Source organism: Nonomuraea marmarensis (assembly GCF_043197025.1).
GTDB classification, from domain to species: domain Bacteria; phylum Actinomycetota; class Actinomycetes; order Streptosporangiales; family Streptosporangiaceae; genus Nonomuraea; species Nonomuraea marmarensis.
Genome location: NZ_JBICRM010000005.1, coordinates 231,000 through 245,310 on the forward strand (window position 1 = coordinate 231,000; position 14,311 = coordinate 245,310).

Genomic DNA, 14,311 nt, shown 5'->3' on the forward strand with positions numbered 1-14,311 from the left:
GGTATGACTTTCCGTTGATCGGGCGACAGGATGGGACACATGGTTGCTGAGGGCGCGCTTCTCTGGGAGCCGAGCGAAGAGGTCGTCGCGTCGGCCAGGCTGACTCGCTACCTGGAGTGGCTGGGGCGGTCCGGAGCCTATGAGGACGTCTGGGAGTGGTCCGTCGATCATCCGTCGGAGTTCTGGACGTCGATCTGGGACTACTTCGGCGTGCTCGGGGAGCGCGGTGACGGGCCCGTCATGTCGGGGACGATGCCCGGCGTCCGGTGGTTCGAGGGCAGCTCGATCAACTACGCGGAGAACGCGTTGCGCCGCGCCGAGGGCACGGCCGTGGTGTTCGTCTCCGAGGACGGCGCCCGCCAGGAGCTGAGCCGCGCCGAGCTGCGCGACGAGGTCGCCCGGGTCCGGGCCGGTCTGGTGCGCCTCGGCGTCCAGCGCGGGGACCGGGTGGCCGGCTACCTGCCGAACATCCCGCAGGCCCTGATCGCCTTCCTCGCCACCGCCTCGCTTGGCGCGATTTGGTCGGCCGGCTCGCCCGACTTCGGGGTGCCGAGCATCGTCGACAGGTTCAAGCAGATCGAGCCCAAGGTGCTCATCGCGGTCGACGGCTACCACTACAACGGCAAGACCTACGACCGCTCGGCCGCCGTCAACGAGATCGCCGCCGAGCTGCCCACGCTGCGTGCGACCGTGTGGATCCCCTACCTGGCCGCGGTCGCGGAGGGGTACGCGCCGCAGGAGGCCGGGCCCACGGGTGCGAACGCCCGGGAGACGCCGCATGGCGAGGTGATCGGCTGGGAGGGGCTGCGGGCCGAGGAGGGGCCGCTCGAGTTCGAGCGGGTGCCGTTCGACCATCCGCTGTGGATCCTCTACTCCAGCGGCACGACCGGGCTGCCCAAGCCGATCGTGCACGGGCACGGCGGCGTGGTGCTGGAGCAGCTCAAGTCGCTCACCTTCCACCAGGATCTGGGCGAGGGCGATGTGTTCTTCTGGTACACCACCACGGGCTGGATGATGTGGAACTACCTCATCGGCGCCCTGCTGGTGGGGGCCACGCCGGTGCTGTATGACGGCTCGGCCACCCATCCTTCGCCGGCCGCGTTGTGGCGGATCGCCGACTCGGAGGACGTCACCTACTTCGGGGTCGGGGCGCCGTACATCATGGCCTCGTTGAAGGCCGGGATCCGGCTCGACGGGCCGGGGCGGCTGCGCGGCGTCGGCTCGACCGGGTCGCCGCTGCCGCCTGAGGGGTTCGCCTGGGTGGCGGCCGAGCTGCCGGGGATCCCGATCGGGTCGTTCTCCGGCGGCACCGACGTGTGCACGGGGTTCGTCGGGGCCACCATGCTCCATCCGATCAGGGCGGGGATCATCCCGTGCCGGTCGCTGGGGGCGAAGGTGGAGTCGTTCGACACGATGGGCAAGCCGGTCATCGGGGAGGTCGGCGAGCTGGTGCTGACGCAGCCGATGCCGTCGATGCCGGTGATGTTCTGGAACGACCCGGCCGGCGAGCGCTACTTCGAGAGCTACTTCGACGTCTACCCGGGCGTGTGGCGGCACGGCGACTGGATCAAGATCAACGAGGACGGGAGCTGCGTGATCTACGGGCGGTCCGACTCGACCCTGAACCGGGGTGGCGTCCGGATGGGCACCAGCGAGTTCTACCGGGTCGTGGAGCGGTTCGAGGAGATCGCCGACAGCCTGGTGATCGACACGGGGCAGCTCGGACAGGATGGGCGGCTCCTCCTGTACGTGACGCTCGCCGACGGCGTCACGCTCACCGAGCCGCTCGAACGTGCCCTCTGCGACGCGTTGCGCAAGGAGCTGTCGCCCCGGCACGTGCCCAACGAGATCCGCGCCGTCCCCGGCATTCCCCGGACGCTGTCCGGGAAGAAGCTCGAGGTGCCCGTACGCAAGATCCTGCTCGGCACGCCCGTCGAGCAGGCGGCCAATCCGGACGCCATGGCCAACCCCGAGGTGCTACGGCATTTCAGGCCGTGAGCAGGATGATCTTGCCGCGCAGGTGACCTGACTCGGCTCCGCGGTGGACCTCCTGGAGCTCGGACAGCGGGCGATACTCGGCGATCTCGACCGTCACGTCGCCCTTGTCGATCAGGGCGGCGATCGTGGCCAGCTGGTCCGGGTCGTTGCGGGTGATGAAGTGGGTGCCGCCCTCGATCGGGGTGGCGACGGTGACCACGGTGCGGCCGAGTCCCGCCAGCGCGGTCGCGGCCTCGTCGGGGATCGCGGCCAGGTTCAGGACCACGTCCATGCCGCCGGGGAACGGTCTGGTCGTGTAGTCGATCACCTCGTCGGCGCCGTACCGCTGGGCGGCCGCCGCGCTGCGCGGGCTCGCCGTGGCCGTCACGGTCGCGCCTGCGAGCTTGGCGAGCTGGACGGCGAACATGCCGATGGCGCCGCCCGCGCCGTTGATCAGCACGCGTTGTTCCCGGGTGACTCGGGCGTGCTCGTGGATCGCCTGCCAGGCGGTGAGCCCCGCCACCGGGATGGCGGCCGCGTCGGCGAGCGGGATGCTCTCCGGCGCCCTGACCAGGAGACTCGCGGGTGCGATCGCGTACTCGGCCGCGGCGCCGGTCACCTGGCCGAACACGCGGTCACCCGGGGCCGGGCCCGTGACGCCCGCGCCCGTCTCGACGACCGTGCCCGAGAGGTCCCAGCCGAGCGTGTGCGGCAGGTCCACCTGGAGCACCTCGCGCAGCAGGCCCGCGCGCAGGCCGACCTCCGACGGGTTGAAGGACGTGGCGGCCACCTCGATCAGCACCTCTCCCGGGCCTGGACGCGGGGTGGGGACCTGGTCGTGGCGGATCACCGACGCGTCGCCGTACTCGTGGACGCGGGCGGCCCGCATGGTTTCTGCGGGAGCGGGGAGGGCGCGGAAGCCGGCGGCGTGCTCGGCGACCCATTCCCTGAACGTGCGGGGGGCGGTCCCCGTGACCTCCTCGATCGCCCGCGTGACGGGGGCCGGGTGGGTCACCAGGTCTTTCTGGGCCCGGAGGACGCCGTCCACGGCCTCGGGAGGCCAGCCCCTGGCCAGCAGCTCGGCGCGGGCGTGGTCGGGTGGGGCCTCCTGCCAGCGCGCCGGAAATTTCGTGATTTCGGAGATGATGCGAACCTGGTCGGCCTGGGTGATCGACTCCGGTCCCGTCAGTTCGTAGACGGCGCCGTGGTGCCCGTCGTCCAGCAGCGCCCGTACGGCCACCGCCGCGATGTCCCGCTCGTGCACCAGGGGCAGGGCGGCCAGTCCGTACGGGCCGCGTACCACTCCCGCCCGAACCTGCCGGGCCCACCGCAGCGTGTTGGCCGCGAACGCGTGCGGTCGCAGGAACGTCCACTCCAGCCCGGACTCCTCGATCAGCCGCTCGACCTCGCGTTCGTGGTCGCGTACCGCGGCTGAGGAGAGGTAGACCACGCGGCGCGCCCGGCGGGCGATCGCGTCGATCACCACCCGCGCCCCTTCCGCCGTGGCGAACGGCCACACCAGGAACACCGACTCCACCCCGTCGAGAGGCAGCGACGCCGGATCCCTGAGGTCACCCGCCGGACCCCTGGCCCAGGCCGTGACCGCGCCCCCGGCCTGCGCCACTACCTGACTGCCGACCGTGCCGGTCGCTCCCGTCACCAAAACCGTGCTCACAAAGCACTCCTTCCATCAGGAAACAACCGTAGGAGCATCCGGCGAGACAACCAATGCGTCGCTGTCTCGGTTTTCATACGCCATCGTCTCGTGCGGGATCCCTGTTTAGACTTCCGCTATGGACGTGCTCAGCGACGTGATCGCCATCATGCGCAGCGGACAACCACGCTCGGCCCGGGTCGAATGGCGGGCGCCCTGGGGCCAGCGGTTCCCCTCCGCCCCCGGCTCGGCCGGGTTCCAGGTCGTTCTGCAGGGGTCGAGCTGGTTGTTCCCGCCGGACGGCGAGCCGATCGCGTTGTCGACGGGCGACGTGGTCTTCTTCCCCCACGGTCACGGCTACGCCATGGCCGACACGCCGTCCACGCCTGTGGCCGAGCCCGCCTGCGATCCGCTGGACGAGGGGCCGGGCCTGTTCGCGTCCGCCTCGATCGACGGCCCCGTGACCACGGTGTTGTTGTGCGGCGGCTACCGGCTCGACCCGAGCCGGGCCCACCCGATCCTGCGCGACCTGCCCGACATGATCCACCTGCCGGCCCGGCTCGGCCTGCGCACCGAGCTGCGCGCCGCCGTGGAGTTCCTGGGCGCGGAGATCCGCAGTCCGCGGCTGGGCGCGGACACGGTGGTGTCGTCCCTCCTGGACATGCTCCTGCTCTACATCCTGCGCGCCTGGTTCGACGCGGAGCCCGACCACTGCCAGGTCGGCGGGTGGGCCCAGGCGCTGACGGACCCGGTCGTCAGCGCCGCGCTGGACGCCGTGCACCGGGATCCCGCCCATCCGTGGACGGTCCAGGAGCTGGGCGCGCGGGCGGGGTTGTCGAGGGCGGCGTTCTCCCGGCGGTTCAGCACGCTGGTCGGGCAGCCGCCGCTGGCGTACGTCACCTGGTGGCGCCTGGCCACGGCCGCCCGCCTGCTGCGGCAGTCGGACGCGGCGCTGGGCGAGATCGCCGCCCGCGTGGGCTACACCTCGGAGTTCGCCTTCGCCAACGCCTTCAAGCGGGAACACGGCCTGGCCCCCGGCAAATATCGCCGCGAAGCCTGCTCCTTTCCTGTGCGGGAAGTTGTTAAAACGTAACAATTCACGCATGGGGGTGGGCGGCTCGCGACACTACGGAAATCTCGCCTTAACCAACCATTGACGCCCGGCCGCTCGCTGATCTACCGTCCTCCCACCGATTAAAACGATTTTTCCGGGAGTGCGGCAATGGATGAGGCTCCCGTTCTGTCCCTCTCACAGGTCAGCAAGGCGTTCGGCGCGGTGCGCGCCGTACGCGAGGTCTCTCTGGAACTGTTCCCCGGCGAGGCGCACGCACTCGCCGGGGAGAACGGCGCGGGCAAGTCGACGCTCGTGAAGATCCTCTCAGGCGTGCACCGGCCCGACTCGGGGCGGATCCTGCTGGACGGCGAGCCGGTGGAGTTCGGCGGGCCCGCCGACGCCCAGCGGGCCGGGGTCGAGGTGATCTACCAGGAGCCCACGCTGTTCCCCGATCTGTCGGTCACGGAGAACATCTTCATGGGCCGCCAGCCCCGCGCCCGCTTCGGCATCGACCGGCGGGCCATGCGCGCGACCGCCGCCGAGCTGTTCACCCGGCTCGGCGTGCGGCTCGACCCCGACCAGCCGGCCCGCGGCCTGTCGATCGCCGACCAGCAGCTCGTGGAGATCGCCAAGGCGCTGTCGCGGCAGGCGCGGGTGCTCATCATGGACGAGCCCACCGCCGCCCTGTCGGGCAAGGAGGTCGCGCGGTTGTTCGGCGTCGCGAAGGCGCTGCGCGAGCAGGGGTGCGCGCTGCTGTTCGTCTCGCACCGGCTGGAGGAGATGTTCGAGTTGTGCCAGAAGGTGACGACCCTGCGCGACGGCGCCTTCGTCGCGAGCGAACTGATCGCCGACATCACCCCAGACGATCTGGTACGCCGCATGGTCGGCAGGGAGCTGGAGGCCCTGTTCCCCAAGCAGGAGACGGACCCGGGCGAGGTGGCATTGAAAGTGCGCAGGCTCACCCGCGAAGGCGTGTTCACCGACGTGTCCTTCGAGGTGCGGCGGGGCGAGATCGTCGCGCTGGCCGGGCTGGTCGGGGCCGGGCGCAGCGAGGTGGCCAGGGCCGTGTTCGGCATCGACCGGTGGGACGCGGGCAGCGTGGAGGTGGCCGGGAAGCGGCTGCGGCCCGCGAGCCCCACGGCGGCGATGGCGGCGGGGCTGGCGCTGGTCCCCGAGGACCGGCGGCAGCAGGGGCTGGTCATGGACCTGTCCATCGAGCGCAACATCGGCCTCGCCGGGCTGGCCGCCGTCCGCAAGGGGCCGCTGATCTCGCGGCCGGCCGAGCGGGAGCGGGCTCGGGACTGGGCGGTGCGGCTGCGGCTGAAGTTCGTCCGGCTGACCGATGCCGTGAACGTCCTGTCCGGCGGCAACCAGCAGAAGGTCGTGCTGGCCAAGTGGCTGGCGCGCAAGCCGTCGGTGCTCATCGTGGACGAGCCCACCCGGGGGATCGACGTGGCCACCAAGGCCGAGGTGCACCGGCTGCTGTCGGAACTGGCGGGGAGCGGGGTGGCGGTGCTGATGATCTCGTCCGAACTGCCCGAGGTGCTGGGCATGGCGGATCGGGTGCTGGTCATGCACGAAGGGCGGCTGGTCGCGGAGATCGCCCGTACGGACGCGACGGAGGAGAGCGTGATGGCGGCCGCCACCGGAAGGAGCGTCGCGTGACTGTCACCGCCACCAGGCCGGAGACCGTGCGGCGGAACAGTGGGAGGCGGCTGGTCGACCGGGTCGCGCGCGTGCGCGAGCTGGGCATCGTGGTCGCGCTCGGCGCCCTGTTCGGCGTCACGGGCGCGGTCAATCCCGGCTTCCTGACCTACGCCAGCCTGCGCGACATCCTGCTGAACTCCGCCATCGTGGCCCTGCTCGCCGTCGGCCAGACGCTGGTGGTCATCACCCGGAACGTGGACCTGTCGGTCAGCTCCGTGGTCGGGCTGTCGGCGTTCGGCGGCGCGCTGATCCTGGCCGACCACCCAGGCGTGCCGGTCCCGATCGTGATCGCCGGGTGCGTGCTGCTCGGCGCGGCCTGCGGGGCGGTCAACGGCCTACTGGTCGGGGCGGCGAAGGTGCCCGCGCTGGTGGCCACCCTAGGCACCCTGTACGCCTTCCGCGGCATCGACTACGCCTGGGCCGGCGGACGCCAGGTGAACGCGGCCGACATGCCCGAAGGCTTCCTGTCCCTGGGCACCCGCTCGGTGCTCGGGATCCCGCTGCCCGCGCTGGTCGCCCTGGCCGTGCTGCTGGTCGTCGGCTGGATGTTGCGCAACCTCCGAGCCGGCCGCGAGTTGTACGCCATCGGCTCCAACCCCGAGGCCGCCGTGCTGGCCGGGATCAGGGTACGCCGCAGGATCGTCGCGGCGTTCGTCGCCAACGGGGCGCTGGCCGGGCTGGCCGGGGTCATGTGGGCGGCCAGGTTCGGCACCGTGGACGCCACCGTGGCCACGGGCAAGGAGCTGGACGTGATCGCCGCCGTGGTGGTGGGCGGGGTAGCCATCTTCGGCGGCAGCGGCACGGTGTACGGGGCGGCGCTCGGGGCGCTGCTGCTGGCGAGCATCACCAGCGCGCTGGCCGTGTTGCGGGTGGACGCGCTCGCGCAGACGGCCATCAACGGCGCGCTGCTGATCGCCGCCATCGTCCTCGACCGGGTACTCGCGCTCCGGGTCGCTGCCGCACTCCGCCGCAGGGCGAGGGAGCTGCCGTCGCCTGGAGGAGCGGCGGGAGCGCAGCGACCAGAGCGGGGGAAGGCGGCGGCAGCAAAGGCGACCGAGCCGGCCTCACGGAGTGAGGCCAAATGAACAGAGGTTCCACGATGCGCACTGACCTGGTACGTCGGTGGGAGGGGTTGATCCTGGTTCTGCTCGTCGGCGTCGTCCTGTGGGCCTCGCTCGGCGTGGACGGGTTCGCCAACGGCTCCAACGTCTCCTTCCTGCTCCTGGACACCACCGAGATCGCCCTGATGGCGCTGACCATGACGCTGGTCATCGTGGCGGCCGAGATCGACCTGTCCGTGGCCTCCACGCTGGGCCTGTCGTGCGCGGTGCTCGGCTGGTTGTGGAACGCGGGACTCCCGATCGAGGCGATCATGCCGATCTGCCTGCTGGTCGGCGCGGTGTGCGGCGCGTTCAACGGCCTGCTCGTGACCCGGCTCGGCCTGCCCTCGCTGGCGGTGACGATCGGGACGTTCGCGTTGTTCCGCGGCCTGGCGTACGTGATGCTCGGCGACCAGGCGGTGGCCGACCTGCCGCCCGGCTACACCAGCGTGGCGACCGCCTCCCTCGGCCCGATCCCGCTGGCGTCCGTGCTGGTCGCGGTGCTGGCGGCGGTCGCGGCCGTGGTGCTGCACGCGACCGGACTCGGCCGCTCGATCTTCGCGCTCGGCTCGAACGTGGAGGCCGCCTACTTCGCCGGCGTCCGGGTCAAGCGGATCAAGTTCTGGCTGTTCGTGGCATCCGGGGTGATGGCGTCGCTGGCGTCCCTGGTCTACACGTTCCGGTACGCCAGCGCGCGGGCGGACAACGGCGTCGGGCTGGAGCTGGCCGTGGTGGCCGCCGTACTGCTCGGAGGGGTGTCGATCTTCGGCGGGCGGGGCACGCTGCCCGGCGTGCTGATGGCGGTTCTGCTGCTCGGCGTGGTGCGCAACGCGCTGATCCTGGCCGACGTGGCCAACGAGGTGCTCAACTTCGTGACGGGCCTGCTGCTCGTCGCGTCCGTGCTGGCGCCGAACTTGGGGGCGGTCTGGCGGCGGCGTACATCCCCACAAATGGAAGGGAAGTCCCCATCATGACAACGCGTCATACAGCGCTCATAGCCGGACTCGTTCTGCTGACGGCCGCGTGCGGCGGCACGACCAGGAGCGACGTGCAGCAGCAGCAGTCCTCCGCCCCGGCCGCCACTGCCGCGTCGTCGGCCGCGGCCAATCCGAACGCCCCCATCAAGCAGGGACTGAAGATCGCGTTCCTGCCGAAACAGGTCAACAACCCGTACTTCACGATCGCGAACGGCGGCGGCATCACGGCCGCCAAGGAGTTCGGCGGCGAGGGTAAGGAGGTCGGCCCCTCCGACGCCAGCGCGTCCTCGCAGGTGTCCTACATCAACACGCTGATGCAGCAGAAGCAGGACGCCATCGTCATCTCCGCCAACGACCCGAACGCCGTGGTGCCCGCGCTCAAGCAGGCCATGGCCGCCGGGATCAAGGTCGTCAGCTACGACTCCGACACCGCCGCCGACGGCCGCGACATATTCGTCAATCAGGCCGGCGCCGAGGACCTCGGCCGTACGGAGGTGCAGCTCCTGGCCGAGCAACTCGGCAACAAGGGCAAGATCGCCGTGCTCTCCGCCACCCCGAACGCGACCAACCAGAACACCTGGATCGAGTTCATGAAGGACGAGCTGAAGAAGCCCGAGTACAAGGACATGGAGCTGGTCAAGGTCGCCTACGGCAACGACGACGACCAGAAGTCGTTCACCGAGACCCAGGGGTTGCTGCGGTCATACCCGGATCTGGCGGGCATCATCTCGCCCACGACCGTGGGGATCGCCGCCGCGGCCCGCTACCTGTCGGACTCGCCGTACAAGGGGAAGGTCAAGCTGACCGGGCTGGGCACGCCCAACCAGCTCAGGAAGTTCGTCAAGGACGGGACCATCGAGGCGTTCGAGTTGTGGAGCCCCGGCGATCTGGGTTATCTGGCCTCGTACGCGGCCGCCGCGCTGGCCTCCGGGCAGATCACCGGGGCCGAGGGGGAGAAGTTCAAGGCCGGGAAGCTCGGGGAGTACACGGTCGGGGCCAAGGGCGAGGTGCTGCTCGGCAAGCCGACCGTGTTCAACAAGGACAACATTGACGATTTCGACTTCTGACGCACGGCCGCGCGACACGACCAGGCCCGTCCCGTATGCGGTGGCGGGCTGGGGTCGTGTCGCGCGCCGCACGGGACTCGGGGGTCAGGTTTCGAGGCCGAAGAGGGGCAGGCACTTGGGGAGGTTGTGGATCTCGAAGCCGGGCGACTCCGTCCAGTCCTGCCTGGGCAGGCGGAAGCGGTGCGTGGTGACGGGCTTGCCCTGGCGGTCGTGGACCGTGATGCCGTCCTCCTGGTACCCGAGCTTCCGCGTCACCCCCAGCGACGCGTGATTGTCCTCGAACGCCTCCGTAACAGCATGACGCGCCCCCAGTCCCGCGAACGCGAGGTGCAGCACCGCCCTGCGCATTTCCGTGCCGATGCCCTGGCCGTGGAAGCGTTGCCCGAGCCAGGAGCCGGTCCTGGCCTCGCGGATGACGGGGAAGTCCTTGGCCATGATGCCCTGGGTGCCGACGATCTGACCCTCGTACACGACCGCGAACTCCACCTGCCAGCTCGCCGCGGTGAACTCGCCCCACGAGCGGAACTGGTACTGCACCGTGTTCCTGGCCCGCTGGACCGGTTCGACGTCCGACCACGGGAACAGGAACGGCATGTAGCCCGCCTCGTGAACGCCCTCCGCCGCCCGGTCTCCCAGCTCGTCGAGGTCGTCGAGTGAGGGGAGACGCAGCTCCAGGCGCGGTGTCGTGATGGATAGCTCGAAGAGCGGCCAGTTGCGCATGGCAACCCATGCTCCCAGCCGTACCGGCCGGTCCGCGACCCGTTTTCCACCGCAGGTGACTATAAATGCGAAATGCCGGTATTAGTGGGACTCGCTGATTCTCCCGGACTTTGCTGGAAAGAACCTCTGTAGGGGATGAATTTACGACTATCAGGGTAGGCGTCGATTTATGAGGATAAAGCTTCGCGAAATTGTCGTTCTTGCCGCCGGATGCGGCCTGCCATTGCTGCTGCGGGTGCCCGCCGTGGCGGAGGAGGTGCCCCCCGTCGGGGACGACGCTCCCGCTGTCAGAGAGGACGATCCCCCTGTGAAGGAGGAGGCTCCCGCGGACGCGGAGTCGGTCGTGCTCAAGCCGGGCGACCGCGGCGAGACCGTCAGGCTGCTGCAATTGCGCATGCGTGACGGCGGCTACTACTTCGGCAAGGCCAGCGGTGTGTACGACGAGCAGACGAGGTTCGGGGTGTGGGCCGTCCAGAAGATCCATCGGCTGATGCCGAAGGGGGAGGTCGGGCGCGAGGTGTGGCGGGCGTTGGACCGGAAGGCGCGCGTCCGCCCGCTGGTCCCCAACGGCGGCGCCGACCGGGTCGAGGTCAACCTGAGCCGCCAGTTGCTCACCGTCTATCGCCACAGCCGCCCGGTGCTGTTCTCGCACATCTCCTCCGGCGCCGAGGTGCCCTTTTGCTATCAGGGCCACTGCGGCAGCGCGGTCACGCCGGTGGGGGACTTCCGCGTGACCAGGCGGGCGCCGGGCTGGACGACGGGCATGCTGGGCTCGATGTTCAACTCGCTGTACTTCGTCGGCGGCATCGCCGTGCACGGCGCCACGAGGGTCCCGCTGCACCCCGCCTCGCACGGCTGCGTCCGCCTCCCGGTGGAGACGTCCAAGCGCGTGTGGGAGCTAGTGGACGTCGGAGACCCGGTGTACGTGCGCGGAAAGGTCACACCACCCCGTGGGGCATTTTGAACAGCCGGCCGGGGTCGTAGGTCGCCTTCACCTCGGCCAGCCGCGTCGCGTTCGGCCCGTAGTACGCACTCCGCCAATTTCCCAATTCGGGGTCAATGTAATTCACGTAGGCGTGATCCCCGAAATATCGGGACATGTCACCATGTAGCCCGCGCACCCAACCCCGATCCGTCCCCTCCGCGTAATACTGCACGCTGTAAATGGCCGCCCGATGCGGGAAAGCCGTAGCCGCGGGACCGACCCGCCCGATCGCCCCGCCCATCGCGTCCAGCAACACGGCATGCCGCCCGCCGCGCGCCACCCCGTTCACCAGAGCCCGCACCCCGTCGGAGGGCAGCTTCCGGTAGGCCATGTGCGACTTGGCGGAGAAGGTCTCCCGCGGCATCCGCCGGCACTCGGCGACCGACATCGACGAGCAGCCCGCCATGATCCGCATGGCGTCCAGGTAGGGGACCGTCCGCACGGAGCGGGACGACGGCCGCCCGACCTTGGCGACGAGCGGGGCCAGCAGCCGGTCCAGCGCGGACCTGGGACCGGCGTACGTACCGACGATCTGCACATCCAGCCCGCCCGCGGACCGCGCCAGATGCAGCGACGACCACAACGCGTCCGGCGCCGACGGCCCCCACGACTGCCACGCACTGAGTACGGCCTGAGCCTTGGACCACGGCCAGTGCAGGAAGAACACGGTGAGGTCGCGCGCCTCGTGGGTCCTGAACGTGAAGGACACCGCCACGCCGAAGTTGCCCCCGCCGCCGCCCCTGCAGGCCCAGTAGAGCCCGGCATGGTGCCTGGCGTCGCAGGTCAGCAGCCGGCCGTCGGCCGTGACGACGCGTACGGACTCCAGGGTGTCGCACGTGAGCCCGTACTTCCTGGACACCACCCCGATGCCTCCGCCCAGCGTGAGGCCGCCGATCCCGACCGTGGGGCAGGAACCGGCGGGGATGCTCACGCCGTGGCGGGACAGTCGGTCGTACACGTCGATCAGCTTGGCGCCCGACCCGATGGTGGCCCGGCCGCCCGCATAGGCGACCGAGCTCATCCTGGACACGTCGATCACCAGCCCGGTGCCGGTCGACCAGCCCGCGTAGGAGTGGCCGCCCGAGCGGGTGGTGACCGCCACGCCGCTTGCCCGCGCGAACGCCAGGCACGCCGACACGTCGGCCGCGTTCGCGCAGTAGGCGACCCCGCCCGGCCTGATCCGGTCGTAGGCGGGGTTGTACAGGCGGCGCGCACTGTCGTATCCGGCGTCGCCCGGCAACACGAGTGTGCCCGCCAGCCGTCCCCGCAGCCTGGCCCAGTCGGGCGGCGGCGCGGAGAGTGCCAGCGGGGCGAGCGCGGCGGCGTGTAAGAAATCCCGGCGGTCCATGAACGCCTCCCCGAGCTGATCGTGACGAACCGATCGGTGAGACGCCTGGATGACCCGCCAGGTTCGTCACATATCCATCACTTCGGGGCTCACCCGGCAGTCCCTCCGACTTCTGAAACGCCCACCCGGGTCAGCCGGGGCGCGCTCGATTCGGACTTCTTGAGCACTCCGTCCTTGACCAGCCGCAGCGGCGACCCGGCCGGCTTGGGACCGTCCCCGGTGGTCTGCGCGAGCCGCAGGGCCAGCGCCGGGCACATCTCGACCGCCCGCCGCGCCTCCTTGGCCATCCAGCCGGGGACGTTCCTGAACGACGGGAACCCGTAGTCGTCCAGGTCCACGAACTCCGGCAGCAGGTGCGCGCACAGCCCGTGCCCCTGGCAGCGGGACCAGTCCACCTCCAGCCGGTATTCGACGTCGGCCTCGCGCTCGGGCATGGGGAGCACGCCGCGTACCGGGCGCCCGCACGAGCCGTGCTCCAGGTGGAGCGCGATCTCGCTCTCGAACGCGTCCAGCGCCGACAACACGAACTTGGCCGTGCCGTCCGGATGGAAGCACGCCCCGCGCCGCTCGACCACGCGTACGCAGCGGCGGACCGCGTCCACCGAGCCCGTGCCCTCGACCAGTGCGTACATGGCCCTGGCGATGTCCGGCAGGCCGAGGCGGCACGGGCCACACTGACCCGCGGACTCGGCCGCCAGGAAAGCGGCGACCCTGGCGGCCTCGCCGAGCGAACAGGTCGTCTCGCCGAGCGGGACGATGATCCCGGCCCCCAGGGTGGCCCCGGCCAGCTTCATGCCCTCGCGCGAGATCACGGCCGACTCGGCGACCTCCGCCGACAACCACGCGCCGTGGTAGCCGCCGATGAGCACGCCGTCGCCGACCTCCGCCTCGGTCAGTGCGAGCACGTCGGCCAGGTAGGTTCCCGTCGGCGCCTCGATGACCGCGCCGTTGGCCGCGCCGCCGCTGACGGTGAGCAGGATGGTGCCTGGTTCCTTGCTCGTGCCGATCTCGGCGTACTTCTCCGGGCCGAGCTCGGCCAGCAGCGCGAACTGGGCGAAGGTCTCCGTGTTGGACAGCAGGGTCGGCAGCCCGTCCACGCCGCTCGTCGCGGCCCGTCGCTTCCTGCCCGGCGGGATGGCCTCCTCGCCGTTCACGCCGCGGACGAGCGCGCCGCCCTCCCCGGAGATGAACCTCTCCTTGATCCCGACCACTCGGATCGGCACCCGGCTCTCGGAGCCGCCCGATATGTTCGCGGCTCTGCGCTCGGCCACGGCGGCGGCGACGGAGGCCTCGGCCACCTCGCCGCCGGCCGTGGCGACGACCACCTCGCGGGCGCCCAGCGCCTCGGCCGCCAGCACCGCGCCGTCCAGCACCAGATGGGGGTTGCGGGTGAGCAGCATGGCGTCCTTGGAGCTGGCGGGCTCGCCTTCGGCGCCGTTGACCAGCACGACGCTCTCGCCCGAGCCGGCCGAGTCGGCGACGGCCCGCAGCTTGCGCGCGAACGGGAACGCCGCGCCGCCCCGCCCGCGCATGTCCACCTCGTTGATGTGCGAGATGAGCTCGTCGAGCTCGCGCGGCTCGGGAGCGCCGTGGAGCGTGCGGTGGGCGGGCAGGTCGAGCCGCCGGCAGTGGTCGAGCCCGGCGGTCAGCCGGGCCGGTCCCATCCGTAACACCCGTGGCACTCGAGCCGGAATCACGGTCTCTCCTGGGGGATCGAGGTGG

11 protein-coding genes are annotated in these 14,311 nt (G+C 70.7%); 7 read left to right on the plus strand and 4 right to left on the minus strand.

Annotated elements, in window-relative coordinates; all coding sequences use genetic code 11:
* Positions 1-39: 39 nt before the first annotated feature.
* Positions 40-1,998: an acetoacetate--CoA ligase gene (locus tag ACFLIM_RS10390; protein ID WP_393164250.1), complete on the plus strand. Its 1,959-nt coding sequence runs from the start codon at positions 40-42 to the stop codon at positions 1,996-1,998.
* On the opposite strand, the gene ACFLIM_RS10395 is transcribed toward ACFLIM_RS10390, so the two are convergent.
* On the minus strand, positions 1,988-3,652 hold the full coding sequence (locus ACFLIM_RS10395) for an alcohol dehydrogenase catalytic domain-containing protein (protein WP_393164251.1): 1,665 nt from the start codon (positions 3,650-3,652) through the stop codon (positions 1,988-1,990). The genes ACFLIM_RS10390 and ACFLIM_RS10395 overlap by 11 nt on opposite strands.
* A gap of 118 nt (positions 3,653-3,770) precedes the next feature.
* Between ACFLIM_RS10395 and ACFLIM_RS10400 the strand changes: the two genes are divergently transcribed.
* From ACFLIM_RS10400 to rhaS, 5 genes are all read left to right on the plus strand, one after another.
* Positions 3,771-4,724, plus strand: coding sequence for an AraC family transcriptional regulator (locus ACFLIM_RS10400; protein WP_393164252.1), 954 nt, complete (start codon positions 3,771-3,773; stop codon positions 4,722-4,724).
* A gap of 129 nt (positions 4,725-4,853) precedes the next feature.
* A complete protein-coding gene (locus tag ACFLIM_RS10405; protein WP_393164253.1) occupies positions 4,854-6,350 on the plus strand; it encodes a sugar ABC transporter ATP-binding protein in 1,497 nt (498 codons plus the stop codon).
* Positions 6,347-7,477: an ABC transporter permease gene (locus tag ACFLIM_RS10410; protein WP_393164254.1), complete on the plus strand. Its 1,131-nt coding sequence runs from the start codon at positions 6,347-6,349 to the stop codon at positions 7,475-7,477. The genes ACFLIM_RS10405 and ACFLIM_RS10410 overlap by 4 nt, the downstream gene beginning before the upstream one ends.
* A gap of 14 nt (positions 7,478-7,491) precedes the next feature.
* Positions 7,492-8,466 carry an ABC transporter permease gene (locus ACFLIM_RS10415; RefSeq protein ID WP_393164255.1) on the plus strand — a complete coding sequence of 325 codons (975 nt, stop codon included), beginning with the start codon at positions 7,492-7,494 and terminating at the stop codon, positions 8,464-8,466.
* Entirely contained in the window at positions 8,463-9,536 is a 1,074-nt protein-coding gene (gene rhaS / locus ACFLIM_RS10420; RefSeq protein ID WP_393164256.1) for a rhamnose ABC transporter substrate-binding protein, read from the plus strand. Before ACFLIM_RS10415 ends, rhaS begins: the two co-directional genes overlap by 4 nt.
* Positions 9,537-9,620: 84 nt before the next feature.
* Here the strand turns inward: rhaS and ACFLIM_RS10425 are convergent, their stop codons facing one another.
* On the minus strand, positions 9,621-10,256 hold the full coding sequence (locus ACFLIM_RS10425) for a GNAT family N-acetyltransferase (protein ID WP_393164257.1): 636 nt from the start codon (positions 10,254-10,256) through the stop codon (positions 9,621-9,623).
* A 169-nt stretch (positions 10,257-10,425) separates the two neighbouring features.
* Between ACFLIM_RS10425 and ACFLIM_RS10430 the strand changes: the two genes are divergently transcribed.
* The gene (locus ACFLIM_RS10430; protein WP_393164258.1) at positions 10,426-11,220 is read left to right on the plus strand and encodes a L,D-transpeptidase family protein; all 795 of its coding nucleotides are present in this window, start codon (positions 10,426-10,428) and stop codon (positions 11,218-11,220) included.
* Here the strand turns inward: ACFLIM_RS10430 and ACFLIM_RS10435 are convergent.
* Both ACFLIM_RS10435 and ACFLIM_RS10440 read right to left on the minus strand, forming a co-directional pair.
* Positions 11,195-12,589, minus strand: a complete 1,395-nt coding sequence (locus ACFLIM_RS10435) for an FAD-binding oxidoreductase (RefSeq protein ID WP_393164259.1) — start codon at positions 12,587-12,589, stop codon at positions 11,195-11,197. The genes ACFLIM_RS10430 and ACFLIM_RS10435 overlap by 26 nt on opposite strands.
* 89 nt (positions 12,590-12,678) lie before the next feature.
* Entirely contained in the window at positions 12,679-14,286 is a 1,608-nt protein-coding gene (locus tag ACFLIM_RS10440) for an NADH-ubiquinone oxidoreductase-F iron-sulfur binding region domain-containing protein (protein ID WP_393164260.1), read from the minus strand.
* Between the last annotated feature and the right edge of the window lie 25 nt (positions 14,287-14,311).

Coding starts and splice junctions, on each gene's coding strand:
- ACFLIM_RS10390 (WP_393164250.1), top strand. CDS start 40: ATGGTTGCTGAGGGCGCGCTTCTCTGGGAGCCGAGCGAAGAGGTCGTC.
- ACFLIM_RS10405 (WP_393164253.1), top strand. CDS start 4,854: ATGGATGAGGCTCCCGTTCTGTCCCTCTCACAGGTCAGCAAGGCGTTC.
- rhaS (WP_393164256.1), top strand. CDS start 8,463: ATGACAACGCGTCATACAGCGCTCATAGCCGGACTCGTTCTGCTGACG.
- ACFLIM_RS10415 (WP_393164255.1), top strand. CDS start 7,492: ATGCGCACTGACCTGGTACGTCGGTGGGAGGGGTTGATCCTGGTTCTG.
- ACFLIM_RS10400 (WP_393164252.1), top strand. CDS start 3,771: ATGGACGTGCTCAGCGACGTGATCGCCATCATGCGCAGCGGACAACCA.
- ACFLIM_RS10425 (WP_393164257.1), bottom strand. CDS start 10,256: ATGCGCAACTGGCCGCTCTTCGAGCTATCCATCACGACACCGCGCCTG.
- ACFLIM_RS10435 (WP_393164259.1), bottom strand. CDS start 12,589: ATGGACCGCCGGGATTTCTTACACGCCGCCGCGCTCGCCCCGCTGGCA.
- ACFLIM_RS10430 (WP_393164258.1), top strand. CDS start 10,426: ATGAGGATAAAGCTTCGCGAAATTGTCGTTCTTGCCGCCGGATGCGGC.